This is a genomic window from Micromonospora costi (assembly GCF_003626655.1).
In the GTDB taxonomy this organism is placed as follows: Bacteria; Actinomycetota; Actinomycetes; order Mycobacteriales; family Micromonosporaceae; genus Micromonospora; species Micromonospora costi.
Window position 1 is genome coordinate 55221 of the sequence record NZ_RBAN01000004.1, and the last position, 25806, is coordinate 81026.

The following is a 25806-nucleotide window of genomic DNA, read 5'->3' on the forward strand; positions in this document are numbered from 1 at the left end:
GTGGGGCCCGGCGCGGACGCGCCGGGCCCCACCCGTTTCCGCAGTTCACCGCCGGGGTACCGGACGACCACCCGACACACGTCTAGGAGGTCAGCCGGTGTCCACCGATGCCATCGTCCTGCTGAAAGAGGACCACAAGGAGATGCGCCGCCTGTTCAAGGCGTTCCAGGACGCCGAGGAGGGCCCGGCGAGCCAGCGGCAGAAGCTGGTCGGGCAGATCATCGAGGCGCTCACCGTGCACACGTACCTCGAGAACGAGGTCATGTACCCGGAGGTCCGCCGGCTCCTGCCCGACCTGGAGGACGACATCCTCGAGTCGTACGAGGAGCACCACGTGGCCGACGTGCTCTGCGCCGAGCTGTTCGCCATGGACGCCGAGGACGAGCACTTCACCGCCAAGACGACGGTGCTCATCGAGAACGTGCTGCACCACGTCGAGGAGGAGGAGCAGGAGTGGTTCCCGAAGGTGCGTGAGGCGCTGGGCCGCAAGCAGCTCCAGGAGATCGGGGAGCGGATGATCGAGCTGCGCGCGGACGCGCCCCGCAAGCCGACCGACGCCAAGGCGGTCAAGAAGTCCGTGGACGCCGTGACGGCCTGACCGGCGGCGACACGACGGGCCCGGCGCGCGCCGGGCCCGTCCGCGTATCCGGGAGGGGTCAGTATCCGGGAGGGGTCAGCTCGCCGACCCCGGCTCGGCCATCCGGCGGTGCTGCTCGGACTTGAGCCTGTCGGGCACGATCTTCCCGACCGCCGTCTGCACCTTGTTCCGCAGCGACCCCGCGGTCACCGTCTGGTCGCCGCGCATGAGCGCCGCGAAGCCCTGCTCGGCGACCGTGCGGGGATCGTCCTTCCGCCCGGCGGCGATCTTGGTGTCCTCCATCTCCGCGCGCGCGAAGAACTCGGTGTCGGTGGGCCCGGGCATCAGCGAGGTCACCGTCACCCCGGTGTCCTTGAGCTCGGTGCGCAGCGCCTCGGCGAACGACTGCACGAACGACTTCGACCCGTTGTAGACCGCCTGGAACGGTCCGGGCATGGTCGAGGCGATCGACGAGGTGAACAGCACCCGCCCGGCGCCCCGCCGCACCATGCCGGGCAGGATCCGCTTGGCGAGGTGCACGGTCGACCGCACGTTGAGGTCGACGACGTTCAGCTCGTCGGACAGGTCGGTGCCGCCCACGAAGGCGCCACCGGCGCCCCGCCCGGCGTTGAGGGCCAGCGCCTCGACCGGGCGGCCGGTGGCGGCCACCGCGGCGGCCAGCTCCTCCACCCCGTCCGGGCGGGCGAGGTCGACGCGGACCGCCCGCACCTGCGGCCCGCCGTCGCGGCGCAGCTTCGCCGCGGCCGTGTCGATGCCGTCGTCCTCGGCGGCGATGACCAAGTCGAAGCCGTGCTCGGCGAACTGGACGGCCAGCTCGTACCCGATGCCGCTGGACGCCCCGGTCACCACGGCGAGCGGCCGGTCGGTGCTCGGTGTGGTCATGGGTCCTGCTCCTCTCGTTCGTACGGCCGGGGCCCGCACCGGTGCCGCGACCGCCCCGCTTCCGGTGTGCCCCCTGACGGCCCGCCCAACCACACCGGCCCGGCCCGGGGCGAGGTCGCCCGGGCCGGTGACGCCCGGTTCGGTAGGATCGGTGCGGGCCGTTACTGGCGCGTGGGGATGGAGAACCATCGGGGAGCGGCCCCGTCACGAGGACGCATGCCGAGCGCCTGGGCCTTCCGTACGTCAGTAGGAGGTCGCATGTCGTCGCCGAACGCCGAATCCACCGCCTTCCGCAGCGCGCTCGAGGTGATCCGCGCGGTCGAGCCCCGGGTGGCCGGCGCCATCGCCGCCGAGCTGGCCGACCAGCGCGAGTCGCTGAAGTTGATCGCCAGTGAGAACTACGCCTCCCCCGCCACGCTGCTGGCGATGGGGAACTGGTTCAGTGACAAGTACGCCGAGGGCACCGTGGGCCGCCGGTTCTACGCCGGCTGCCAGAACGTCGACACCGTGGAGGCGCTCGCCGCCGAGCACGCGCGGGAGCTGTTCGGCGCGGCGCACGCGTACGTGCAGCCGCACTCCGGCATCGACGCGAACCTGGTGGCGTTCTGGGCCGTGCTGGCCGACCGGGTGGAGGCGCCGGCGCTGAAGCGGGCGCAGGCCCGGCAGGTCAACGACCTCACCGAGGCCGACTGGTTCGCGCTGCGCCGGGAGCTGGGCAACCAGCGGATGCTCGGCATGTCGCTCGACGCCGGCGGCCACCTCACCCACGGCTTCCGCCCGAACATCTCGGGCAAGATGTTCGACCAGCGCAGCTACGGCACCGACCCGGCGACCGGCCTGATCGACTACGACAAGGTGGCGGAGATCGCCCGCGAGTTCAAGCCGCTGATCCTGGTCGGCGGCTACTCGGCGTACCCGCGGAAGGTCAACTTCCGGATCCTGCGGGAGATCGCCGACTCGGTGGGCGCCACCTTCATGGTCGACATGGCGCACTTCGCGGGGCTCGTCGCCGGCAAGGTCTTCACCGGCGACTTCGACCCGGTGCCGCACGCGCACATCGTCACCACCACGACCCACAAGTCGCTGCGCGGCCCGCGCGGCGGCATGGTGCTCTGCCAGCCGGAGCTGGCCGAGCAGGTGGACCGGGGCTGCCCCATGGTGCTCGGCGGGCCGCTGCCGCACGTGATGGCCGCCAAGGCGGTGGCCCTCGCCGAGGCCCGCCGGCCCGACTTCGCCGACTACGCCCAGCGGATCGTGGCCAACGCCCAGGCACTCGCCGAGGGGCTGCTGCAGCGCGGCGCCCGCCTGGTGACCGGCGGCACCGACAACCACCTGGCGATCATCGACGTCACCTCGTACGGGCTCACCGGCCGGCAGGCCGAGCAGGCCCTGCTGGACTCGGGCATCGTCACCAACCGCAACTCCGTGCCGCAGGACCCGAACGGCGCCTGGTACACCTCCGGCATCCGCATCGGCACGCCGGCGCTGACCACCCGGGGGCTCGGCACCGCGGAGATGGACACGATCGCCGAGCTGATCCACACCGTGCTGAGCCAGACCACGGCGGGCGCGAACGCCGACGGCACCGGGTCGAAGGCCAAGTACGTGCTCGACCCGGCGGTCGCCGACAAGGTCAGCCGCCAGGCGAGCGAGCTGCTGACCGGCTTCCCCCTCTACCCCACGGTCGACCTGACCTAGCCCCCGCCGGTCATCCCGTCGATCATGCAGTTGTGGTGCCCGGACCGACCCCCTTCGCGGAGTACGTCCCCCACCACAACTGCATGATCGGCGGCGACGGAGGGCGGGCGGGCGGGGAGCGGGTCAGGCTATGGGGCGCTTCAGGTGGTAGCGGTGCACCTCGGTGCTGCCCTGCACGTTGTTGACGTCCTCGGCGGCGGAGACGAGCTCCCAGCCCTCGCGGCCGGCCCGGTTGAGGTGCGCGATCGCGGTGTCGCCGTAGGCGGTGATGTCCTTGCGGGACCCGTCGGGGCCGTACCAGACGAACGACACGTGGAAATTGCGGCCCTGCCCCTGATAGCGGCGGACCAGCAACGCGTACTCCCAGGCAACCATGGGCCCCATTATGACCGTCCACCCAGGACGCTGATACGCGGGCGGTCGCACTTTGCCACCGGGTGAACGCGATGTGTCAGCGGCTCAGTCGACCCGGAGCGTACGCAGCGCCCCGGCGGCTGCCGGGTCGGGGCATCCGGCCAGGGCCAGCGCGTCACGCAGCTCCCCCGCCAGCAGGTCCAGCGCGCTCGCCGCACCCGCGCGACCCCCGGCGGCGAGCGCCCACAGCAGGGGCCGGCCGACCAGCACGCCCCCGGCGCCGAGCGCGAGCGCCCGCAGCACGTCCGTGCCGCTGCGGATCCCGCTGTCCAGCAGCACCTGGCACCGGTCACCGACGGCGTCGACGACCTCGGGAAGCATGCGGACGCTGGCCGGGGCGCCGTCGAGCTGCCGGCCGCCGTGGTTGGAGACCACCACGGCGTCCGCGCCGACGCGGACCGCCTCCTGCGCGTCCCGCGGGTCGAGCACACCCTTGACCACCAGCGGCAGGTCGACCCGCTCGCGCAGCCAGGCCAGATCGTCCCAGCCGAGCGCCGGTGCGAAGGTCGCGCCCGCGGGGACGGCGGAAACTCCGGGCGTGCCGGAGTGCGCGAGGTCGTCGCGGCCGTTCGGCAGGTTCACGGCCGTCACCTCCGACGGGAGGCGGAAGGCGTTGCGCAGGTCGCGGAAGCGCCGCCCGAGCACCGGCACGTCGACGGTGACCACCAGGGCGCGGCAGCCGGCCTCCCGCACCCGGGCCAGCAGGTCCCGCACCAGCGCCTTCTCGCGCAGCCAGTAGAGCTGGAACCAGATCTCGGCACCGGTTGCCGCCACCTCCTCGATCGGCGTGCTGCCGAGCGTGCTCGCGAGGTAGGGCACGCCCGCCGCACCGGCCGCCGCGGCGAGCCCGCACTCGCCGTCGGGGTGCAGGAGCCGCTGGTACGCCATCGGCGCGACCGCCACCGGCATGGCGTACGGGCGACCGAGCAGCCGGGCCCCGAGGTCGGGCGTCTCCACGCCGCGCAGCGCCCGGGGCACCACGGCGACGCGGTCCAGGGCCGCCCGGTTCGCGGCGAGGGTGACCTCGGCGCCGCTGCCACCGGCGACGTAGTCCCAGACGTCCGGCGGCAGGACCGCCCGCGCCCGCTCGGCGAAGTCGGCCAGGCATACCGGCGGTGCCTGCGCCGGCAGGTCGGTCACGGTCGGCTCCGCCATCGGTCGCTCCCCCGGCTCGATCGGATGCCGGAAACTAGCCGCCGGCGGGTCGGGCCGTCAATCACCCTCCCGACCGGTGGCGCACCGACCGGTACGGCCGAATTCGGTTGCCGTCGCCGCCCGGGCCGGCCACTGTCGGGCCGATGGAGCGCGAACCAACCGTCGACGTCACCGGCCGGATCGACACCGCGCTGGTGCGCCGGCTCGTCGCCACGCAGTTCCCCCGGTGGGCGCACCTGCCGGTCCGCCCCGTCGAGCCCGACGGCTGGGACAACCGCACCTTCCACCTCGGCGACGCGATGACCGTGCGGCTGCCCAGCGGCCCCGGGTACGCGCCGCAGGTGGCCAAGGAGCAGCGCTGGCTGCCCGCGCTCGCCCCGCACCTCCCGTTGGAGGTGCCCGTTCCGCTGGCCCTGGGCGAGCCGGACGGGACGTACCCGTTCCCCTGGTCGGTCCGTCGCTGGATCGACGGGCGGACCGCCCGCCCGGACCGGATCCACGACCTGACCCGGTTCGCGGTCACCCTCGCCGGCTTCCTCGTCGCGCTCCAGCGGATCGATCCCACGGGCGGCCCGGCGGCCGGCGCGCACAGCGCGTGGCGTGGGGCGGCGCTGGCCACGTACGACGAGGACACCCGCCGGGCGATCGAGCGGTTGGGCGACCGGATCCCGACCGGCACGGTCCGGGCGATCTGGGCGGCCGCCCTCGACGCGGTGTGGACCGGTCCGCCGGTCTGGTTCCACGGCGACGTCGCGGTGAACAACCTGCTGGTCCGCGACGGGCGGCTCGCCGCGGTGATCGACTTCGGCTGCTGCGGCGTGGGAGACCCCGCCTGCGACGTGGTCGTCTCGTGGACGCTGCTGCACGGCACGAGCCGGGCGGCGTTCCGTGGCGCCCTCGGCGTCGACGAGGCGACGTGGGCGCGCGGACGCGGCTGGGCGCTGTGGAAGGCCCTCATCACGCTGGACGACCCGGATCGCGGGAAGGCGGCCGAGGCGCGGCACGCCCTCGACCAGGTTCTGGACGAGTGGACGACGTCCCACTGACCCGCCACGGTCGTAGCCTGGGGCGATGGCCACCTGGGAGGACGTCCGCCGGATCGCCGCCACACTGCCGGAGACGGCCGAGCACCCGTCGTACGACGGGCTGCCGGCGTGGCGGGTGCGCGACAAGGCGTTCGTCTGGGAACGGCCGCTGCGCCGGGCCGACCTGGCGGCGCTCGGCGACGACGCGCCGGACGGGCCGATCCTCGGCGCGCGCGTGCCCGACCTGGGCGCCCGGGAGGCGCTGCTCGCCGACGACCCCGACGTCTACTTCACCACCCCCCACTTCGACGGCTACCCCGCCGTCCTGGTCCGGCTGGACCGGATCAGCCTGCCCGAACTCACCGAACTGATGGTCGAGGCGTGGCACGCCCGGGCGCCGAAGCGGCTGGCCGCCGCGTACCGGGCACAGGGGACGCGACCTGCGGGTTGACGTCGTCGCCCGGGCGCGCCCGCCTCGGGGCGCCGGGAGGTTGTTCGCCCGCCGTTCGCCGCGACGCCGCGCGGACGTCGACTGCGCGCCCTACCCTGGTCGGCCGGACCGGACGCCAGGAGGCCGCCGCGCATGAACCCGTCACCGATCGGCCGCACCACCGACGCCACGGTCAGGGCGGTGCGCCGCATCGGCGACAGCGCACCGCACAGCGCCTTCACCGACCTGGTCCGCCACGGCGACGTCTGGTTGTGCGCATTCCGGGAGGGCAGCACGCACGTCTCCGGCGACGGGGCGATCCGCGTACTGGCCTCGACGGACGGCCGGGCCTGGGCCCCGGCGGCCCTGCTGCGCGGCGACGGCGCCGACCTGCGGGACCCGCGCTTCGTCCCCCGACCCGACGGCGGGCTGCACCTGTACGCCGCCGCGGTGACCGGCGAGACCACGAAGACGTTCCGGACCGTCGCGTGGCTCTCGCGCGACGGGCACAGCTGGGGCGACCCGACCCCGGTGGGCGAGCCGGACGTGTGGGTGTGGCGGGCCGCCTGGCACGACGGCGCCATGTACGGCGTCGGGTACGCCACCCGCGAGCCGTGGTTCGCCCGGCTCTACCGCAGCGGCGACGGCGTCGACCTGCGACCGGTGGCGCCGACCCTCTTCGCCGGCGGTTACCCGAACGAGTCGGGTCTCGTCTTCGAACCCGACGGCACCGCCGTCTGCCTGCTGCGCCGCGACGGGCAGGAGGAGGCCACCGCCCAGTTGGGCCGGGCCCGGCCGCCGTACCGGGAGTGGGACTGGGCCGACCTCGGCGTCCGGGTCGGTGGGCCGGCGCTGCTCCGGTTGCCCGACGGCGGGCTGATCGCCGGCGTACGTCTGCTCGACGGGCGGACCCGCACCGCGATCTGCGCGGTCGACGCCGAGCGGGCGGAGCTCACCGAGCTCGTGGCGCTCCCGTCCGGCGGCGACACCAGTTACCCGGGCCTGGTGTGGCACGACGGGCTGCTCCACGTGAGCTACTACTCGTCCCACGAGGGACGCACCTGCGTCTACCTGGCCGAGGTCGCCCTCGGCCGGTGAGCCCGGACCGTTGTCCACTGAGGACGACGCGGCGGACCGGTCAGGCGCCTCGCGGAGCGACCGTGGCGGGAGCCTCGCGGGCCGGCGACGCGGTCTGCGCGTGGATGTGGAAGCGCAGCGACCGGGCGTCGGTGAAGCACTCCCGCATCGGCCGGACCAGCTCCCGGTGGGCGGCGCTGCGCTCCCACGCCTCGAAGTCGCCCAGGCTCGCCCACTCGCTGGTGATGAGCCACTGTTCCGGGTCGGCCGACGACCGGCACACCTGGTCCACCAGGTGCCCCGGCACCCCGCCGGCCACCTGGTGGCGGATCGCCTCGTACGCGGCCAGGAACGCCGCGGTCCGCTCGGCCGGCACGCGCACCAGGAACACCACCCGGGCCCGCTGCTCACCCATCCTCGTCCTCCCTCGCCGGCGCGGCCCCACGCAGGACCAGCGCGCTGTTGTAGCCGTCGAACCCCCGCGCGCAGACCAGCGCCACGCGGTTGCGGGGTTTGCGGTGCTCCCGCAGGAAGTCGAGCTCGCAGCCGGCGGCCACCTCGTCGGGCGCCGCCGAGGCCGGCAGCGTGTCGTGCCGGAAGGCGAGCAGCGCGGTGGCCACGTCCAGCGCGGCGCCGCCCTGGTGGGCACGGCCGGTCAGCGGCTTCGCCGTGCTCACCGGCGGCGGGCGGTCGCCGAACACCGTCCGCAGCGCGGTGGCCTCGGCGCGGTCGTAGCGGGGCACCCCGAGCGCGTCGGGCAGCACCAGGTCCACGTCGTCCGAGCCCACCCCGGCGCGGTCCAGGGCCAGCCGGATGGCCCGCGCGTACTGGGCCGGGTCGCCGCAGGTCGCCGGCCCGGTGTGGGCCGCGTCGTGGGTCGCGCCCCAACCGGTCAGCTCGCCGTGGATCCGGGCTCCCCGGGCCAGCGCGTGCCCCAACTCCTCCACCACGAAGACCGCCCCGCCCTCGGCCGGCAGGTAGCCGCTCGCCGCGGTGTCGAACGGGCGGTAGGCCCGCTCGGGGTCCGCGGCGTCGCTGAGCAGCCCGCCCGCCAGCTGGCAGGTCAGGGCGTACGGGCTCAGCGGGCACTCGGTGCCGCCGGCGATGACGACGGGGGTGCCGCGGCGGATGGACCGCACCGCGTGCGCGAGGCTGTCCAGGCCGCCGGCCGCCTCGCTGACGAGCACCCCGCACGGCCCCTTGAACTGGTGGTGGATCGACAGCTGACCCACGCTGGCCGCGTAGAACCAGGCGATCGACTGGTACGCGCCGACGGTGCGCGACGGGCCGCCCCAGAGCCGCTGCAGCTCCCGCTGGCCGAACAGGTTGCCGCCCGACGAGCTGGCGAGGGTGACCGCGTAGCCGTACGGGTCGGGTGAGCACTCGGGCAGTCCCGCGTCGGCGAGGGCCAGCCGGGTGGCGGCGAACGCGAGGTGCGTCCACCGGTCGGTCTGCACGAGCTGGCGGCCGTCGGCGTACCCGGTGGCGTCGAACCCGGTCACCTCGCCCGCGTACCGGGTCGGGTAGGTGGCCGGGTCGAACAGGGTGATCGGCCCGGTGCGTCGGGTGCCGGCCAGCACCGTACGCCAGTGGGCCGCCGCCCCGATCCCGCTCGGTGCGACCACCCCGATCCCGGTGACCACGGCCCGGGCGGTCACGCGGCCGCCTTCGTGAGCCGCCGGAAGACCATCGCGGACTGGAAGCCGCCGAACCCGCTGCCGACCGAGAGCGCCACGTCGACGGGCAGTTCCCGCGCCTCGTTCGGCACGTAGTCCAGGTCGCACTCCGGGTCGCGGGTGGTCCAGTTGGCCGTCGGCGGGACGACGCCGAACTCGATGGCGAGCGCGCAGGCGGCCATCTCGATCGAGCCGATGGCCCCCAGCGAGTGACCCACCATGGACTTGATCGAGCTGACCGGCACCCGGTACGCCACGTCGCCGAGCGCCCGCTTGAACGCGGCGGTCTCGTGCCGGTCGTTCTGGCGGGTGCCGGAGCCGTGCGCGCTGATGTAGGAGACCTGGTCGGGCGCGATCCGGGCCTGCCGCAGGGCAGCCGTGATCGCGTGGGCCATCTCCACGCCGTCGGGCCGCAGCCCGGTCATGTGGTAGCCGTTGCTGTGGCTCGCGTACCCCGCGACCTCGCAGTACACGTGCGCGCCCCGCCGCCGGGCGTGCCCGGCCTCCTCCAGCACCAGCACCGCGGCGCCCTCGGCCAGCACGAAGCCGCGCCGGTCGGCGTCGAACGGCCGGGAGGCGTGCGCGGGGTCGTCGTTGTCCGGGCTGGTGGCCTTGATGGCGTCGAACGAGGCGACGGTGACCGGTGAGATCGGCGAGTCGGCGGCGCCGGCGAGGACGACGTCGGCCTCGCCGTCCGCGATCAGCTGGTGGGCGTACCCGATGGCGTCGATGCCGGAGGTGCACCCGGTGGAGACCACCTGCGCGGGACCGTGCAGCCGGTGCCGGACGGCCACGTCGGCGGCCAGGCTGCTCGGCACCAGCGCCTGGTAGAGGTGGGGGCCGCCGCGGGCGGGGTCGACGAGCCAGTGCCGGCCGCCGTCGCTGACGGCCACGTACTCCTGCTCCAGCGCCATGGTGCCGCCCACGGCGGTGCCGAGCACCACCCCGGCACGGTCGCGCCCGACCTCGTCGAGCACGAGCCCGGCGTCGGCGACCGCCTCGTCGGCGCAGGCCAGCGCGAACTGGACGTACCGGTCGGCCCGCCGCAGCTCGGCTTCGGTGAGGCCGGCGGCGACCGGGTCGAAGTCGCACTCGGCGGCGATCCGGGACCGGAACGGCGTCGGGTCGAAGAAGCTGATCCGCCGGGTCGCCGTCCGGCCCTCGGTGATCGACTTCCAGAACCGGTCCCGGGTGGCGCCGCCCGGTGCGACCACACCGATCCCGGTCACCACCGTGCGGCGCCCGGTCACGGCGCGCCCCGCTGCTCGGCCACCTCGGTGTCGACGTGACCGAGTTCGGGCCGGGGCGCGAGCGGCCCGAGGTGGAACACGACCTCGGCCGGCTCGTCCCCGGTGTTGCGCAGGCGGTGGCGGACCTCGACCGGCACGAACAGCGCCTCCCCCGCGCCCAGCGGCACCGGGCGGTCGTCCAGGTCCACGGTGATCGCGCCGCGGGCGACGTAGAGGAACTCCTCGCTGTAGGGGTGGTAGTGCTCGGCGATCCGCTCTCCCGGGCGCAGCGTGGCGACGCCCAGGAAACCCGAGGTGCTCCCGACCGTACGCGGGCCGAGCAGCACCCGGAGCTCACCGCCGCGGCGCCCGTCGGCCGGTACGTCCCGCGCGGCGACCGGCCCCAGCGTCCGCTCACTCATCGCCGACACCCGCCGCCCCGGTCTGTACCCGCCGCTCGATCCGCTCCTTGATGACGGCCAGTTGCACGGCGGTGTTGGCGTTGATCCGCTCGGTCATCCCGGCGGTGTCCACCGGCGCGGTCGGTTTCATCGCGAAGTCCTGCACCCAGGTCATCCGGGTGCCCTCCGGCTCCTCGGCGTAGTGCCAGTGGATGCGCATGTACTCGAACGGCCCGGTCTCCACCCGGTGGGCGTGCACCTCCCGGGTGGCCGGATCGGCGGTCCGCTCGCTGACCCAGCTCCACACCGTGCCGTTCTCGTCGGGGTGCATGGTGAGCCGGAAACGTACGGTGTTTCCCTCGCGGTGCAGGATCTCGACGACCGCGTACTCGGTGAACAGCTCGGTCCAGTTCGCCACGTCGTTGGTGAGGTCCCAGACAAGCGGCAGCGGCGCAGCGATCACGACGCTGTTCTCGGTGTGGCCCGGCTGGTCGCCGCGGCGGGCCACGAGGTCGGCCACCGCCGGGATGCTGAGCTGTGCCGCCTGCTCCGGGATCTGCACCCGGTACCGGTCGGCGACCACGGCGGAGAGTTCGAGCAGGGCGAGGGAGTCCAGGCCGAGTTCCTCCAGGGAGGCGGCCGGGGCGCGGGCGGCCACGTCGGCGTCCAACCCGCAGTGGGCCACCAGGATGTCGGTGATCTCGGCGGTCAGGGGTCGTCCTCGGGTCACGGTCATGAAATCCTCCTGGGTCGGGCGTCGGACGGGACGGCGGACGGGCGCGGCGCGGGCGGGGCCGGTGCCGCGGGCGGGGCCGGTGCCACGGGCGGCGCCGGTGCCACGGGCGGCGCCGGTGCGCGGGCCGCCGGGGGCGCGGCCGGGCCGGCGGCGAGGAGCCGGTCGACGAGGCCGGTGGTGTAGCGGCCCTTGCGGAACGCGGCGTCGTCGAGCACCCGGCGCACGAACGGGATGGTGGTGCGCACACCGGGCCCGGAGACCTCGAACTCGTCGAGCGCGCGTTCGAGCCGGTTGAGGGCCAGCTCCCGGTCGGGCGCCCAGACCGCCACCTTGGCCAGCAGCGAGTCGTAGTGCGGGCCGACCACGTATCCGGTCCGGCCGTGGGTGTCGACCCGGGTGAACGGGCCGCCGGGCGGGACGAACCGCTCCAGCCGTCCCGGCGTGGGCGCGAAGTCCCGGTCGGGATCCTCCACGTTGACCCGGCACTCCACCGCCACGCCGTGCGGGCGGATGTCGGCCTGCCGCCAGCGCAGCGGTACGCCCGCGGCGATGTGCAGCTGCTCGTGCACCAGGTCGATCCCGGTGATCATCTCGGTGACCGGGTGCTCCACCTGGATCCGGCAGTTGATCTCCAGGAAGTGGAACCGCTCGGCGGCGTCGACCAGGAACTCCAGCGTGCCGGCGCCGGTGAACCCGACCTCCAGCGCGCCGCGCAGGGCGGTCTCGGCGATCGTGTCGAGGGTGCCGGCGGACAGCGCCGGGGCCGGCGCCTCCTCGACCAGCTTCTGGTGCCGCCGTTGCACGGAGCAGTCCCGGGTGCCGAGGTGCACGCCGTTGCCGTGCCCGTCGCAGAGCACCTGCACCTCGACGTGCCGGGCGTCAGTGAGGTACCGCTCGACGTACACCCGGTCGTCGCCGAAGGCGGCCTGCGCCGCGGCGCGGGTCCTCGCGTACGCCCGGGGCAGGTCGGCGGCGCACCGCACCACGGTCATGCCCCGACCGCCGCCGCCGGCCGCGGCCTTGACGATCACCGGGTAGCCGATGCCGGCGGCCACCTCGACCGCCGCCTCGACCGTGGACACCGGCTGGACGCTTCCCGCGGGCAGCGGCAGCCCGGCCCGGCTCATGAGCCCCCGGGCGGAGGACTTGTCGGCCAGCGACGCCATCACGGCGGGCGGCGGACCGATGAAGGTCAACCCGTTCTCGGCGCAGATCTCGGCGAAGTCGGCGTCCTCGGAGAGGAAGCCGTATCCGGGGTGCACCGCCTGGGCGCCGACCTGCCGGGCCGCCTCGACGATCGCGGCGGCGTTGAGGTAGCTGCGCCGGCTGGCGGCCGGTCCGATCCGGACGGCCTCGTCGGCGAGGCGGACCGGGGCGGAGTCGGCGTCCGCGGCGGAGTAGACCACCGCCGTACGCACACCCAGCTCGCGGCAGGCCCGCAGGACCCGCAGGGCGATCTCACCCCGGTTGGCGATCAACACCTTCTCGAACATCGCGCACCCCTCAGGCCGGGTCCAGCGCGACCAGCGGCTGGTCGTACTCCACCGGCTGGCCGTCGTCGGCCAGGACGGCGGCCACCCGACCGCCCCGGTCGGCGGTGACCTCGTTCATCAGCTTCATGGCCTCGACGATGCCCACGACCTGCCCGGGCCGGACCAGGTCGCCGACGGTCACGAACGGCACGGCTCCCGGCTCCGACGCCCGGTAGAACGTGCCGACGATCGGTGACCGGACCACGGTCGCGTCGGCCGGCCCGGCGGCGTCGCGGCCGCCGGTCGTGTCGGCGGGCGCGGCCGGGTGCCGTCGCGCCGGCGGCTCGGGCGTGGGGTCGGATGTGGGCGCGCTCGCCGCACCGTCGTGCCACTCGACCTCCAGCACCGTGTCCCCGCTGCGCAGGCGCACCCGCCGTACCGGGCCGGCGAGTTCGGCGACCAACTGCCGGGCGTGCCGGCGCAGGCCGGTCAGGACGGCATCGGTGCCGGCCCGCCCGCCCGCGTCGTCGGCGTCGCCGTCCGCCCCGGTCGGCGGCCGCGCGGTCTCCGGCCGCGTCGTGCCGGCGCTCATCGCGCGCCCGTCCGCGCGCCGATGCCGGCGGCACCGAACCGCCGGAACCGTTGCCGGCGGCGGCGCACCAGGGTGGCGGCCGGCACGTCGAGCAGCGGCAGCAGCGCGTCACGTACCGCGTCGCCGAGCGTCCGCGCCGTCGCGTCCGGGTCGTCGTGGGCGCCGCCCGCGGGCTCGGGCACGATCTCGTCCACCACGCCGAGCCGGTGCAGGTCCGGTGCGGTCAGCCGCAACGCGCGGGCCGCCTCCGGGGCCGCCGAGCGGTCCGGCCAGAGGATCGCGGCGCAGCCCTCCGGGCTGATCACCGAGTAGACGGCGTGCTGGAGCATCAGCACCCGGTCGGCGACCGCCAGGGCCAGGGCGCCGCCGCTGCCCCCCTCACCGGTTACCACGGCGACGACCGGCGTGGGCAGGACGGTGAGCGCGAGGATGTTCTCCGCGATGGCCGCGGCCTGGCCCTGTTCCTCGGCCCCGACGCCCGGGTCGGCACCCGGGGTGTCCACGAGGGTGACGACCGGCAGGCCGAGTCGGGCGGCGAGGCGCATCAACCGCAGGGCCTTGCGGTGCCCGGCCGGGCTGGCCATGCCGAAGTTGCGGGCGACCAGCTCGGCGGTCGTGTGCCCCTTCTGGTGGCCGATCACCATGACCGGCCGGCCGGCCAGCAGGGCCGGGCCACCCACCACGGCGGGGCAGTCGCCGCCGAGCCGGTCGCCGTGCAGCTCCACGAAGCCGTCGAAGGCGGCGTCCAGGTAGTCGAGGCTGGTCGGCCGGCCGGGGTGCCGGGCCAGCCGCACGGTCGCCCAGGGGTCCGCGGCGGTCGGTCCGGGCGCGCCGCCGGCCGGTTGCCGGGGTACGGCGGGACGGGTCGCCGGCACGGGGATGCGCTGCGTGGCGGCGGCCGGCGCCCGGCCGGCCCGGGTCGCGGCGAGCAACGCGACCAGCCGTCCCCGCAGGGCACGCCGGGGCACCACCATGTCGACCTGACCGTGCCGGAGCAGAAAGTCGGCGGTCTGAAAGCCCTCGGGCAGCGCACGCCCGGTGACCTGGCGGATGACGCGGGGGCCCGCGAAACCCATGCGGGCCCCGCTCTCGGCGATGACCACGTCGGTGTTGGTGGCGAACGAGGCGGCCACCCCGCCGTACGTGGGATCGGTGAGCACGCTGATCGTGAGCAGTCCCGCCTCGCGCAACGCGGCGACCGCCTGGCTCACGGTGGCCATCTGCATGAGCGACAGCACACCCTCCTGCATCCGGGCCCCGCCGGAGGCGGTGACCAGGATCAGCGGCGCGCGGTCGTCGAGCGCGCGTTCGGCGGCGCGGGTGATGAGTTCACCCACCGCGCAGCCGAGGCTGCCGCCGAGGAAGCGGAAGTCCATGACCGCGAGCACGGCCGGGTGCCCGCCGAGGGCGGCGGTGCCGCACAGCACCGCCTCGGCCAGCCCGGTGCCGGCCCGGGCTGCCGTGATCCGGTGCGGGTACGGCACCACGTCGACGAAGCCGATCGGGTCGACGTCGACGGGCCGGTCCGGGAGCGGCCGGAACGAGCCCGGGTCGGCCAGCTGCCGCAGCCGGTCCGGCGCGCCGAGTCGGGCGTGGACCCCGCACTCCGGGCACACGTCGAGGTTGCGCCGCAGCCGCTTGCGGTACAGCAGCGTCGCGCAGCCGGCGCAGCGCGACCAGAGCTGCTCCTCGCGGGGCGCGGTGGCGGTCACGGCCGCCGCCCCACGGACGCGGGCGCGTCGTACCGGTAGAAGCAGCGCGCCATGGCGTCGCGGGGCGAGCGCCAGGTCGGCGAGTACGGCGAGACGTACGGGCGCAGGCGGGCGCTGACCCGCTCGAACTCGGGGTGCCCCCGGGCGGCCTGCACGGCCTCGTCGCCCGGCAGCTCGGTCTCGAGCAGGTGCACGTACAGGTCGTGCAGCCGGTACAGCGACCGGTGCCGTACCCCGGCCAGGTGCGGCAGCTCCGTGGCGTCGGAGTCGGCGAAGATCTCGGCGACCTGCGCCTCGGCGGTCGGGACCACCTTCGCGACGATCAGCGATCGGTCCATGGACGGGCCTCCCCCCAGGACGTCCGCCGGCGTGGCGGAGCCGGACGAGCCGGACGACTGCCGCCACGATGCGACCGTGCTCGTCACCACCGCGTCACCGCGGCGCACTCGTCGGCGACGGTCGATGGTGACGCTGCGTTGACGGAACCTGTGTACGGGCTATGAGCCGGCCGGGTCCCGCGAACCAGCGACGGAAACAATTGCCAGTTCAGAGCCGGTCTCATGGTTCCTCATCGAGCACTCGCGGCGCGCCGGGATTGTTGACCCAGAGTTACTGTCATTGATAATCTTCGTCACGGTCAGCCCGCCGGCCCCGGCGCGACGCCGCGCCTCCGCGTGGCGCGACGACAGCGGCGTCACGGGCAGCCGCGCCGGGGACACAGCAGACAGTCGGGACGCGCGTTCCGCAGGGGGTGCCGCCGTGGTCGCTGATCCGTCCGAGCCGTCGACCGGGCTCCGGTCCGGCGCCCGCGTCTCGCTGCACCTGCTCGGCGGGTTCGCGCTGCTGCACGACCGCACGCCGGTGGTGGTGCCCCGCGGCCTGCAACGCGTCATCGCGCTGATCGGGCTCCGCCCCGGTGCCACCCGATGCCAGCTGGCCGGGCTGCTGTGGCCGGACGCGCCGGAGGAGCGGGCCCTGTCCTCGCTGCGTACCGCCCTGTGGCGGCTGCGGCAGGACCCGTGCTGCCCGCTCGCCACGAACACCGACACCGTCCGGCTGGACCCGGCGGTCTGGCTCGACGTGGACGAGCTGGTCGGCACGGCCACCCGGGTCCGCGAGGGCGCCTGCCCGCGCGCTGCGGCCGGAGCGCTCGCCGCCGGGCGGCACGACCTGCTGCCCGGCTGGTACGACGACTGGGTGCTGCTGGAGCGGGAACGGTTGCGCCAGCTGCGCCTGCACATGCTGGAGCAGGTCGCCGGTCAGCACCTGGCGGCCGGCCGGCACGGCGAGGCCCTGGAGGCCGCGCTGGAGGCGATGGCCGCGGAGCCCCTCCGCGAGACGCCGCACCGGCTCGTGGTGCGCATCCACCTGGCCGAGGGCAACGCCTTCGAGGCCGTGCACGCCTTCTACGTCTACCGTGACCTGCTCCGCCGCGAACTGCGCCTGGAACCGTCGCCGGCCATGTGCGCCCTGCTCGACGACACGCTCGCACCGATCCGGCGGGCCAGCCGCGACGGCGTGACACCGCGCCGGGCGCCGGGGCATCCCGGACGCGCGCCGGGCGGACCGGCCCGTCCCGCGTCACCGTCGCGGCGCAACGCGTGACGGGCAGGTGACAGGCCGACGGGCACGGTGAGTCGCACAGTGTCCCGTGGTCCCGTACGGGCCACCGGTGGAAGGGGTCCGGATGAGCCGTCTACTGATCGTGAGCAGGATCGTGCCCGGCGCGGAGGGCCGGGTCGCGCAGATCTTCGCCGAGTCCGACTCGACCGAGCTGCCCGGCCTGACCGGGGTCACGCACCGGTCGCTGTACTGCCTGCACGACGTCTTCGTCCACCTCATGGAGACCGCGGAGGTCGACCCGGAGGCGCTGGCCGAGGCCCGCACCCACCCGCTGTACCGGCAGGTCAACGAGCGCCTCTCGGCGCACACGTCGCCGTACCTGCCGACGTGGCGCTCCCCCCGCGACGCGATCGCCGGCTGCTTCTACCGCTGGGACGCGGCCGCCGCGCCCGCTCCCCGCGCGGCCGGCTGAGGCCACGATGGCCGCCACAGCGCCGCACGTACTCGTCATCGGCGCCGGCACCGGCGGGATGTGCCTCGCGCACGGGCTGCGCCGGGCCGGGATCGGCGTCGACGTCTTCGAGCGGTACCGGACCCGCGGCGAGGGTCTGCTCGGCTACCGGGTCGGGATCGGCCCCACCGGCAGCCGGGCGCTGCGCGAGTGCCTGCCACCGGAGCTGTTCGACGTCTACCTGGCCACCTGCGCCCGTTCCCCGCGCTGGTTCAACGTCGTCACCCAGGGCCTGCGCCAGACCGCGTCGTTCGAGCTGCGGCCGGACACCCACCCGGTCGACACCGAGCGGTCGGTGGCCCGGATGACCCTGCGGCAGGTCCTGCTCACCGGCATGGAGGACGTCGTCCACTTCGACCGGACATTCACCCACTACGAGCAGCGCGACGACGGCACCGTCACCGCGTACTTCGCCGACGGCAGCAGCGCCACGGGCGACCTGCTGGTCGCCGCGGACGGCACCCATTCCGCGGTACGGCGGCAGTACCTGCCGCATGCGGTCACCCGCGACGCGGGCACCATCAACATCGCCACCCGGATACCGCTCACCGCGCACACCCGCTCGCTCCTGCCCGAACGGCTGCGACGGGGCATCTCGCTCATCTTCGGCACCGGCGGGATGATGGGCGTGCTGCACGTGATGGACTTCAAGTGGGACGCCGACGGGCGGCTCAAACCCGACGTCGCCGACGCCGACGCGGCGGTGCTGTCCCGGTGGCCCGGGCTGGCCCACGACCCCACCCGGGACAACATCAACCTGATCGTGTGGAGCACGGCCCGCCGTTTCCCGGCCGACGTCATGCAGCGACGCGGCGACGAGTTGGTGCAGGTCGCGCTCGATCTCACCAGGAACTGGCATCCGCACCTGCGCGAGCTGCTCATGCGCGGTGACCCGGCCAGCGCCCTGCCCATCCGCGTCACGACCTCCGAGCCGGTGCCGCCCTGGAAGGCCAGTACGGTCACCCTCCTCGGCGACGCCATCCACACCATGACCCCGGGCCGCGGGGTGGGCGCGAACACGGCGCTGCGCGACGCCGCGCTGCTGTGCCGGCAGCTGCGGCTCGCGGCGGCCGGCGAGAAGACGCTGGTGCAGGCGGTCGCCGACTACGAGACGGCGATGGTGCCGTACGGCTTCGCCCGGGTGGCCGACTCGCTCAACCGCAGCGGCACCAACGGGGACGACCGGATGTACAAGCCGGTCGTCGGCCGGCTCGCGCTGCTCGGCGCGCGCGGGTACTTCGGCGTCACGAGCCGGGTCCCCCGGCTGCGGCGCCGGTTCGTCGACGACTTCTACACCTACCGGGGCGAGGAGGACTGAGCCGAAACCCCACGACCCCGGCGCCCGGAGGGCGCCGGGGTTCTCGTCGTGCCCGCGAGCACGGTCGGTCACGCGTCACGCACCACCGGTGCCGTCGCATCCCACGCCGGCAGCGGACGGTCGAGCCTCCCTGTCGTACGCGCCGGGCGTATGCGAAGCTGCGGCGTGTTTTTCTCACGTGACTGATTCCGACGAGGTGAGAGGGAGGTCTGCCGTGGCGTGGTCCTTCGGGCACTCGCTGACAGTGATACTGGTCCTGTTGCTCGGTCTGGCCGCCGGCTGGGCGTTGCGCGGCTGGCGTGACGCGCGCACCGGGGGTGACGCGTCCACCGTGGACGGGGCTTCGACGGCCGGGACGGCCGTGATCGCCGCCCCGGCGCCGGAGGCCGTGGAGGAGCCCGCCGCGGCGCCGGCCACGATCGACCCGGCGCCGAACGCGGTCGCCGACGAGCCGGTCCCGCCGGAGACCGCCGCCGTGCGGTCAGCCGCCGAGCCCGCCGGGGCGGCGGAGGACCGCGACGCGACGCCGGCGTCCGACGTCGACCCGGCCGACATGGCGCTGACCGGCGATCCGGTCCCCGCCCCGACCGGAGAGCCGGAGCCGGCCCCCGTGGTCGCGCCGCGCCCCGCGCCGGCCGCCGAGCAGGTCGACCCGCCCGCGGCGAGCGCCGCCGAGCCGGCCGCCACCGAACGGGCCGACGCCGAGCCGGCCGCCACCGGACGGGCCGACGCCGAGCCCGCCGAGGGCGCGCCGTCGCCCACCGCCGGGCCGACCGCCGACGAGCCGGCCGAGGACGTTTCGGCGTCCGCTGCCGGGCCAACGGCTGATGCGACAACGGCCGAGGACGCGACGCCGGCCGAGGACGCGACGCCGTCCGTCGCCGAGTCCGCCACTGTGCGGGCCGACGCTGGGCGGGCCGACGCTGGGCCAGCCGATGACGTGACGGCGCCCGCCGCCGCCGAGCCGGCCGCCGACGCGGCGCCGGCCGAGCGGCCGCTGCCGGCGACCCCGCCGCGGCGGCCGGGGGTCGCGACCCCGCCGGTGCGTCCGGTGGCCCAGGCTGCGGTCGAGGTGGACGACTTCCGCCGCATCCAGGGTGTCGGGCCGAAGATGGCCGCCGCCCTCCAGGCCGCCGGCGTCCGGACGTACCGGCAGCTCGCGGAGCTGGACGAGGGCGCGCTGCGCGAGCTCATCCGCGGCGCGGGCCTGCGTGCCGCGCCGGGGTTGGCCACGTGGCCGCAGCAGGCGAAGGTGCTCGCCGGTGCGCCCGACGAGGCGGCGGCCGCGCTGCAGACGTCGAACGGCACGGCCGAAGGCTGACGGCCGCCGGCGCGGACGCGCTGGTGCGGGGGCGTGATCGACCGGGTCGCCCGGACGTCGCGGTGTCGCGGTGATCCCGCGACCCCGCGGCAACCCGGGGAGCCCTTGTCGATCACCCCCCCCCCGCGATCTTGCACTTTGCGCCCCGGCATAGGGGACATTAGCCTCGAACGAGGGGCCGAAAGTGCAAGATCGCGGCGAATCAGCGCGGGGCTACCCCGCCCGCCCGGCATGGCGACGACCGAGGGCCGCCGTGCGGCAGCAGGGAATAGCGGCATCTCCGGCACACGGCGGGTCGAGCGTCGCTACCGTCGGTCGGGAGGGCCCGAGGCCCACCGAGCCGACCTGGTATCCAGGAGCCGCCCCGTGCCGACCGCCACGCCGGAACCGGCGCCCCGGCGGCGCGCGCCGGTGCGCGACCCGGAAGCCCCGCGCCGGGTGACCCTGCTCGAACTCTTCTTCGACCTGGTCTACGTGGTGGCGCTCGCGCTCATCTCCCACAACCTGGTCAACGGGCTCGACTGGTTCACGGCCGGGCAGTCGCTCATCCTGCTCGCCGCCGTGTGGTGGACCTGGGCCATCACAACCCTGGTCACCGACATGTACGACCCCGAACGCACCGAGATCAAGGTCCTGATCGCGGCCGTGATGTTCGGCGCGCTGCTGATGACCACCGCCATCCCCGACGCGTTCGAGACGCGCGGGATCATCTTCGCCGGCACGTACGTGGCGATCCACCTCGGTCGGGGGTTCTTCCTCATGCCGATCGTGCGCCGCGAGCCGCAGACCCAGAAGCGGGCCGCCCGGATCGTCATCTGGTTCGCGATCTCGGCGGTGCCCTGGATCATCGGCGCGTACGTCGGGGGTAACGCCCGGATGGTCTGTTGGGCGATCGCTCTCGCCATCGACTACGGCGGCTTCCGGCTCGCCTACCCCGTCCCGCGCCTCGGCGCGGTGCCCGACGCGAAGCGCAACGTCACCGCCGAGCACCTCTCCGAGCGCTACCAGCAGTTCTTCATCATCGCGCTGGGCGACTGCATCCTGACCATCGGCACCCTGTTCAACCTGGCGCACTCCGAGCTGAAGAACATCGCGTCGTTCGGGATCGTCTTCGTCACCACCCTGCTGCTGTGGCGGATCTACGTGCACAAGTCCGGCGAGCTGCTGCCCGTCGCCATCGCCACCTCCCGGGCTCCGCGCAAGTTCCTCAACACCGCCCCGTACACGCACCTGCTGATGGTCGCGGGCGTGGTCACCACCGCGGCCGGCTTCGATCTGGTCCTGCACGGGCACGAGGGCCGTACCCCGCCGGCCTGGTTGGCCGTCATCCTCGGCGGCCCGGCGCTGTTCCTGGCCGGCCGGGCCGCGTTCGAGTACGAGGTGTTCAGCCGGGTCTCCTACTCCCGCCCCGGGGCGCTTCTGGCGCTGCTCACCATCGCCCCGCTCCTGATCTTCCTGCCCCCGGTGTTCAGCTCGCTGGGCGCCATGCTGGTGCTGGCCGGGGTGGCCGTCGCCGACGCCCGGCGCAGCTGGGGCCGCCCACCCGAGGCGCCGCTACCACCGCACTGACCGCGTCCGGCCGCGCGCGGCGCCGCCGGTCACACCAGCGCCTTCGCGTACGCGCGGACGCGCAGCCGTCGCCCGGCGCCGGCACCGAGGCGTACCTGCAGGCCGAGTGGCGCGGCGGCCCGGCGTACGTCGTCGACGTGCAGCGAGCCGTGCCGGTCCACGATGAGCACCGGCGGCTCCTCCCACTCCCCCTCGGGCAGGTGGAAGGAGAGCAGCGTGACGGACGTCGGCAGGTGCCGCGGGTACGCGGCCCGGGCGGCCGCCTCGTCGCGGTGCGCGAGGACGACGAGGTCGGGCAGGTGGGCGAAGTCGGCGGCGATCGCGTCGGCCTTCCAGTGCGCGGGCTCCTCGTCGGCGCCCGTGAGATGGCGGGAGCGGTTGGCCGAGGTGATGTAGAGGTGGTCCACCCCTGCCTCGGCGGTGGCGTGCGCGAAGAACGCGTTCGACAGGCAGCCCGTCCCGGGCGCGATCACCTGAGCGGTGCGGACTCCCCGGTCGTACCGGGTGAGGTGGGTGGGCAGCCGGTCGGCGGCCGGGCCCCGGAAACCGAACGGCCCGGCGCCGTACAGGGCGTCCATGAGCTGGCGCACCCGCCGCTCGGGCAGCCGCGGCGAGATGCGGGACCAGTCGAACATGGACGGAATCCGGTCCGCCACGGCGGTGACGCTGCCCACCTGGTCGGCGGGCCGGCCCTTCGCCAGGTTCACGCGACCGACCGTCTCCGCGTCGGGGCGGCTCACGACGGCGTAGAAGTTCCCGAAGGCCGCTACGACGACCGCGCCGCCGGCCAGGGCACGGGCCGCGAAGGCGACGTCGGCCGGGTGGTCGATGTACCGGGTCGGTGTCGGGACGGGCATGGCTCCTCCTCGGCGGGTGCCGTGACGCCAGTTCTACGTCGGCGGTGACATCCGGCGCGGAGATCGGTCCTCGATCCGATAGTCCCCGCCCGGGACGTGGTGCGGCCGGCCGATGCCCCGTCGTACCACCGGATCGCCGGTGACACCCGGTCGGCCCACCCGGGCCGCCGATCGTCGGCACCGTTAGCCGTTCGCCGCGACTGGGTACGTACGCCTGCACCTCGAACCCACCACAACCCCTCGGAGGAACGCCATGCGTGGCTCGTCGATACTCGGAGTCATCGTCGTGATCTGGCTGATCATCGGCGCTATCGCCGCCGGCCAGCGCGGCTACTACAGCGGCGACGACACCAACTGCGCGGAGGCCGGCACCATCCTGGTCACCATCGTGGCCGGGCCCCTGAACTACATCGGCGCCAACCCGAAGGTCGACTGCGAACTCCCCGAGCCGTCCAAGTAGGACATCGGCCGGCCCGCCCGTCGGCGGCGGGACGGCCCTCGTACCGCCCGGCCCGCGCCCGTTCCACGGCGCGGGCCGCGTCATGCCTAACAACGCGGCCCGCGTCATGCCGGCACGACGACGCGTCGCGTGAGACGCCGGCACGACGACGCGTCCCCCGGTCCGCACGTGTCGAGGCGCGCTACACCGCCTACACCGTCCTAGGAGGCTGGGTTGTGGTCGGGGTGGCGGGTTTGCCGGACCGCCCGGCGGGAAGGGCTGCTGCTCGGCAACGGACCGACGGGGAGCACCGGCATGCAGATCGGCTACAAGCTGTCCACGGAGGGGTACGCACCGAAGGAGATCATCCGCCAGGCCGTCCGCGCGGAGCAGGTCGGATTCGACTTCGTGGAGATGAGCGACCACTACCACCCCTGGCTCGACGTCCAGGGACACTCCGGCTTCACCTGGAGCATGCTGGGCTCGATCGCGGGCCAGACCAGCAGGATCGGGCTCGTCACCGGCGTCACCTGCCCCAGCGTCCGGTACCACCCGGCGATCATCGCCCAGGCCGCCGCCACGATGGCCCTGATCTCCGACGGCCGTTTCACGCTGGGCGTCGGTGCGGGCGAGCGGCTCAACGAGCACGTGGTCGGGCAGGGCTTCCCCAGCGTCCGGGGACGGCACGAGCGGTTGCGCGAGGCGCTGGAGATCATCCGGTTGCTCTGGCGCGGCGGCTACCAGTCGTACGAGGGCAGGCACCTCCAGTTGGAGGACGCACGGGTGTTCGACCTTCCGGACACGCCGCCGGTCATCGCGGTGGCCGCGAGCGGACACGACTCGGCGACCCTCGCGGCGGAACTCGGCGACGGTCTCTTCGCCACCGAGCCGGAGAGCGCGATCGTCGACCGGTACCGGGCCGCCGGCGGGCAGGGCCCCCGCTACGCCGAGGCCCCGATGGCGTGGGCCGCCGACGACCAGCAGGCGGTCCAGGCGGTGCTGCAGACCAGCCGGTGGCTGGTCACCGGCTGGAAGGTGATGAGCGAGCTGCCCAACCCGGCGAACTTCGACGCCGCCAGCGCGCACGTGGAGGAGAAGCACATCCGGCAGCTCTTCTCGATCGGCCCGGACCCGGAGGCGCACGTGGCGAAGGTCCGCAGCTACGTCGAGGCCGGCTTCGACCACATCGTGCTCCAGAACGCCGGCCCGGACCCGGACGGCTTCCTCGACTTCTTCGCGAGCGACCTCGCGGGGCGGCTGCGCGCGCTCGGCTGAGCGGGCGCGGCGTACACCCGAGGCCGGCGCCCCGACCCGGGCCGGGTCGCGGGCGAGCGTTGCCGGACGCACGCGGACGCACGCGGACGCACGCGGACGCACGCGGACGCACGCGGACGCACGCGGACGCCCGCCCGCGACGATCGTCTCGATCGCCACGGGCGGGCGGGTGCGCCCTCACGGACGCCGGCTCGCGTCAGCGGAAGCAGGTCGCCACCGGTGCCGCGTTCCCCGCGCAGTTGGTCGGTTCGTTCTCGACGATGACGCTCTCGTCGTCGATGCGGACCCGGGCGTGCTGGGCGAAGATGCCGCCCGGCTGGACGGACGCGCCGTTGCGCACGACCTTGCTCGTGTAGAGCGAGACCTGGCCGGCGGTCGCGTAGATCCCGCCGCCCTTGGAGGCGGAGCCGACCGCCTCGTTGCCGGCAACGTCGCTGCCGCGGACGAGCACGTTCGACTTCTCGGCGTAGATGCCGCCGCCGACGCCGTGGGTCGTGTTGCCGGCGATCACGCTGTCGTCGATCGGGAGCAGGCCCTTCACCGTGGAGATGCCGCCGCCCTTGAGGGTGGAGGTGTTGTCCCGGATCGTCATGCCGCGCAGCACGATCACCGCGTCGGAGTTGGCGATGCCGCCGCCGATCTGCGCGGTGTTGCCCACCACCGTGGTGTCGAGGACCTTCGTCCGGGCCGAGAAGCTGGCCAGGCCACCGCCCTGCGCCGCGCTGTTCTGGGCGAAGGTCGTGGTGTCCACGTCCGCCGCCCCGCGGTAGTTGCCGAGGCCGCCGCCGTACGCGTTGGCACTGTTGTGGTGGAACTGCGACCCCCGCAGCGTCAGCACCCCGCCGTTGAGCAGGCCCCCGCCCTTGCCCGCGGCGCCAGCGGCGCTGTTGCCCACGAAGGTGCTGTCGGTGACGACCATGTTGCCGTCGTTGAAGATCCCGCCGCCGCCGCCCTCCGCGGAGAGCGAGGTGCTTCCGGTGACGGTGACGCGCTCGACGACGGCGGTCGCCCCGTGCACGACGTGGACGCTGCCGCCCTCGATCTTCGAACGGCCGTTGCGCAGCTCGACGTTCCGCAGGGTCAGCTCGCCACCGTCGCGGACGGTGAAGAAGCGGAAGTCCTCGGCGTGCACGTCGCGCTCGATGACGGCGCCGTCGCCGTCGATGGTGATCGGTTGGTAGACCACCGGCAGCCCGGCCTTGTCGTCCTCGGGCTTGTGCGGTGGCGCCTCGGCGTCGCCCGGGGTCTCGGCGGCGTCGGCCGCCTCCCGGGCGTCGCGGATACCGCCGTCGTACTCGTCGACCTGGTGGAACGCCTGCGTCAGCGTGTACGTGCAGTTCGATGCGAGCCGCAGCGACGCGCCGCCCTCGGCGTTGGCCTGCACGAGCGCCGCCACGAGCTTGGCCGCGTCGCAGGGGACGGACACGACCGGGTGACGCCCGGTCCCGGGAGTGTGCGTCCGCTCGCCCCCGCTGTCGCGCCGCTCCGGCTCACGCGCACCGCCGTCCCGCCCGTCCCCGTTCGACCCGTCCGGCCGGCCGGCGCCGTCACCGGCCGGCTCCCGGTCGGCGTTCCCGCCGTCCTCCCGGCCGGCGTCCTCACCGCGCAGGAGGTTCGCGGCGCCGCCGGAGGCGAGGAAGGGAAGGTCGCGGCCGGCCGCCAGGGCGCCGCCGGCACCCGCTACCCCCACCACGAGGCTGCCTGCCAGCAGGCCCCCGGCTAAGAACCATCGTGACCGTCGTCTGGGTCGCCCTGCCCGCCGGCCCGCTCGGTACGTGGACATCGTCTCCGCCTCTCGTGACTGCCTGAACACGGCCGCGCCGAAACGGGCGCGGGGCGAGTGACAGGACGTCGAC

At 74.5% G+C, this 25806-nt stretch carries 26 protein-coding genes and 1 riboswitch; of the genes, 12 read left to right on the plus strand and 14 right to left on the minus strand.

Going from position 1 to position 25806, the window contains the following annotated elements:
* Positions 1-97 precede the first annotated feature (97 nt).
* Entirely contained in the window at positions 98-598 is a 501-nt protein-coding gene (locus tag D7193_RS22105) for a hemerythrin domain-containing protein (protein WP_120781477.1), read from the plus strand.
* 75 nt (positions 599-673) lie between these two features.
* Here the strand turns inward: D7193_RS22105 and D7193_RS22110 are convergent, their stop codons facing one another.
* Positions 674-1480, minus strand: a complete 807-nt coding sequence (locus D7193_RS22110) for an SDR family NAD(P)-dependent oxidoreductase (protein WP_120781478.1) — start codon at positions 1478-1480, stop codon at positions 674-676.
* A gap of 150 nt (positions 1481-1630) precedes the next feature.
* A riboswitch (ZMP/ZTP riboswitch) is annotated at positions 1631-1720 on the plus strand.
* Positions 1721-1738: 18 nt separating this feature from the next.
* Here D7193_RS22110 and D7193_RS22115 point away from each other — a divergent pair.
* Positions 1739-3178 carry a glycine hydroxymethyltransferase gene (locus D7193_RS22115; protein WP_120781479.1) on the plus strand — a complete coding sequence of 480 codons (1440 nt, stop codon included), beginning with the start codon at positions 1739-1741 and terminating at the stop codon, positions 3176-3178.
* Between the two features lie 123 nt (positions 3179-3301).
* On the opposite strand, the gene D7193_RS22120 is transcribed toward D7193_RS22115, so the two are convergent.
* Together D7193_RS22120 and D7193_RS22125 are read right to left on the minus strand one after the other, a co-directional pair.
* Positions 3302-3562: a hypothetical protein gene (locus tag D7193_RS22120; protein ID WP_120781480.1), complete on the minus strand. Its 261-nt coding sequence runs from the start codon at positions 3560-3562 to the stop codon at positions 3302-3304.
* A gap of 75 nt (positions 3563-3637) precedes the next feature.
* Positions 3638-4747: an alpha-hydroxy acid oxidase gene (locus tag D7193_RS22125; protein WP_120781481.1), complete on the minus strand. Its 1110-nt coding sequence runs from the start codon at positions 4745-4747 to the stop codon at positions 3638-3640.
* Positions 4748-4890: 143 nt separating this feature from the next.
* Between D7193_RS22125 and D7193_RS22130 the strand changes: the two genes are divergently transcribed.
* From D7193_RS22130 to D7193_RS22140, 3 genes are all read left to right on the plus strand, one after another.
* Positions 4891-5793 carry an aminoglycoside phosphotransferase family protein gene (locus D7193_RS22130; protein ID WP_120781482.1) on the plus strand — a complete coding sequence of 301 codons (903 nt, stop codon included), beginning with the start codon at positions 4891-4893 and terminating at the stop codon, positions 5791-5793.
* Positions 5794-5818: 25 nt separating this feature from the next.
* Entirely contained in the window at positions 5819-6223 is a 405-nt protein-coding gene (locus D7193_RS22135; RefSeq protein WP_120781483.1) for an MmcQ/YjbR family DNA-binding protein, read from the plus strand.
* Between the two features lie 132 nt (positions 6224-6355).
* A complete protein-coding gene (locus D7193_RS22140; RefSeq protein WP_120781484.1) occupies positions 6356-7300 on the plus strand; it encodes a sialidase family protein in 945 nt (314 codons plus the stop codon).
* Positions 7301-7340: 40 nt separating this feature from the next.
* Here D7193_RS22140 and D7193_RS22145 read toward each other — a convergent pair whose 3' ends face one another.
* Genes D7193_RS22145 through D7193_RS22185 form a run of 9 tightly spaced genes read right to left on the minus strand, consistent with a single transcriptional unit; the run spans position 7341 to position 15435 of the window.
* The gene (locus tag D7193_RS22145) at positions 7341-7694 is read right to left on the minus strand and encodes an antibiotic biosynthesis monooxygenase family protein (RefSeq protein WP_120781485.1); all 354 of its coding nucleotides are present in this window, start codon (positions 7692-7694) and stop codon (positions 7341-7343) included.
* Positions 7687-8937 carry a beta-ketoacyl synthase N-terminal-like domain-containing protein gene (locus D7193_RS22150; RefSeq protein ID WP_120781486.1) on the minus strand — a complete coding sequence of 417 codons (1251 nt, stop codon included), beginning with the start codon at positions 8935-8937 and terminating at the stop codon, positions 7687-7689. The genes D7193_RS22145 and D7193_RS22150 overlap by 8 nt, the downstream gene beginning before the upstream one ends.
* Positions 8934-10205, minus strand: coding sequence for a beta-ketoacyl-[acyl-carrier-protein] synthase family protein (locus D7193_RS22155; RefSeq protein ID WP_120781487.1), 1272 nt, complete (start codon positions 10203-10205; stop codon positions 8934-8936). The genes D7193_RS22150 and D7193_RS22155 overlap by 4 nt, the downstream gene beginning before the upstream one ends.
* Positions 10202-10606: a cupin domain-containing protein gene (locus D7193_RS22160; protein WP_120782135.1), complete on the minus strand. Its 405-nt coding sequence runs from the start codon at positions 10604-10606 to the stop codon at positions 10202-10204. The genes D7193_RS22155 and D7193_RS22160 overlap by 4 nt, the downstream gene beginning before the upstream one ends.
* Entirely contained in the window at positions 10599-11321 is a 723-nt protein-coding gene (locus D7193_RS22165; RefSeq protein ID WP_120781488.1) for an SRPBCC family protein, read from the minus strand. Before D7193_RS22165 ends, D7193_RS22160 begins: the two co-directional genes overlap by 8 nt.
* Positions 11318-12814: an acetyl-CoA carboxylase biotin carboxylase subunit gene (locus D7193_RS22170; RefSeq protein ID WP_120781489.1), complete on the minus strand. Its 1497-nt coding sequence runs from the start codon at positions 12812-12814 to the stop codon at positions 11318-11320. The genes D7193_RS22165 and D7193_RS22170 overlap by 4 nt, the downstream gene beginning before the upstream one ends.
* Positions 12815-12824: 10 nt before the next feature.
* Positions 12825-13385, minus strand: coding sequence for an acetyl-CoA carboxylase biotin carboxyl carrier protein (gene accB / locus D7193_RS22175; protein ID WP_120781490.1), 561 nt, complete (start codon positions 13383-13385; stop codon positions 12825-12827).
* Positions 13382-15097: an acetyl-CoA carboxylase carboxyltransferase subunit alpha gene (locus tag D7193_RS22180; RefSeq protein ID WP_120781491.1), complete on the minus strand. Its 1716-nt coding sequence runs from the start codon at positions 15095-15097 to the stop codon at positions 13382-13384. Before D7193_RS22180 ends, accB begins: the two co-directional genes overlap by 4 nt.
* On the minus strand, positions 15094-15435 hold the full coding sequence (locus tag D7193_RS22185; RefSeq protein WP_120782136.1) for a TcmI family type II polyketide cyclase: 342 nt from the start codon (positions 15433-15435) through the stop codon (positions 15094-15096). Before D7193_RS22185 ends, D7193_RS22180 begins: the two co-directional genes overlap by 4 nt.
* A 421-nt stretch (positions 15436-15856) precedes the next feature.
* Between D7193_RS22185 and D7193_RS22190 the strand changes: the two genes are divergently transcribed.
* From D7193_RS22190 to D7193_RS22210, 5 genes are all read left to right on the plus strand, one after another.
* A complete protein-coding gene (locus D7193_RS22190) occupies positions 15857-16702 on the plus strand; it encodes an AfsR/SARP family transcriptional regulator (protein WP_120781492.1) in 846 nt (281 codons plus the stop codon).
* Between the two features lie 82 nt (positions 16703-16784).
* The gene (locus D7193_RS22195; protein WP_120781493.1) at positions 16785-17132 is read left to right on the plus strand and encodes a TcmI family type II polyketide cyclase; all 348 of its coding nucleotides are present in this window, start codon (positions 16785-16787) and stop codon (positions 17130-17132) included.
* A 7-nt stretch (positions 17133-17139) separates the two neighbouring features.
* Entirely contained in the window at positions 17140-18489 is a 1350-nt protein-coding gene (locus D7193_RS22200) for an FAD-dependent oxidoreductase (protein WP_120781494.1), read from the plus strand.
* A gap of 214 nt (positions 18490-18703) precedes the next feature.
* Positions 18704-19810, plus strand: coding sequence for a hypothetical protein (locus tag D7193_RS34735; protein WP_338324101.1), 1107 nt, complete (start codon positions 18704-18706; stop codon positions 19808-19810).
* Between the two features lie 366 nt (positions 19811-20176).
* Positions 20177-21379, plus strand: a complete 1203-nt coding sequence (locus tag D7193_RS22210; protein WP_120781495.1) for a low temperature requirement protein A — start codon at positions 20177-20179, stop codon at positions 21377-21379.
* A gap of 29 nt (positions 21380-21408) precedes the next feature.
* Here D7193_RS22210 and D7193_RS22215 read toward each other — a convergent pair whose 3' ends face one another.
* Complete coding sequence (locus D7193_RS22215) at positions 21409-22236, minus strand: hypothetical protein (RefSeq protein ID WP_120781496.1); 828 nt, start codon at positions 22234-22236, stop codon at positions 21409-21411.
* 253 nt (positions 22237-22489) lie between these two features.
* Between D7193_RS22215 and D7193_RS22220 the strand changes: the two genes are divergently transcribed.
* Positions 22490-22696 carry a hypothetical protein gene (locus D7193_RS22220; protein WP_120781497.1) on the plus strand — a complete coding sequence of 69 codons (207 nt, stop codon included), beginning with the start codon at positions 22490-22492 and terminating at the stop codon, positions 22694-22696.
* 294 nt (positions 22697-22990) lie between these two features.
* The gene (locus D7193_RS22225; protein ID WP_120781498.1) at positions 22991-23950 is read left to right on the plus strand and encodes a TIGR03557 family F420-dependent LLM class oxidoreductase; all 960 of its coding nucleotides are present in this window, start codon (positions 22991-22993) and stop codon (positions 23948-23950) included.
* Between the two features lie 196 nt (positions 23951-24146).
* Here D7193_RS22225 and D7193_RS22230 read toward each other — a convergent pair whose 3' ends face one another.
* Complete coding sequence (locus tag D7193_RS22230) at positions 24147-25733, minus strand: right-handed parallel beta-helix repeat-containing protein (RefSeq protein WP_120781499.1); 1587 nt, start codon at positions 25731-25733, stop codon at positions 24147-24149.
* Positions 25734-25806: the final 73 nt, after the last annotated feature.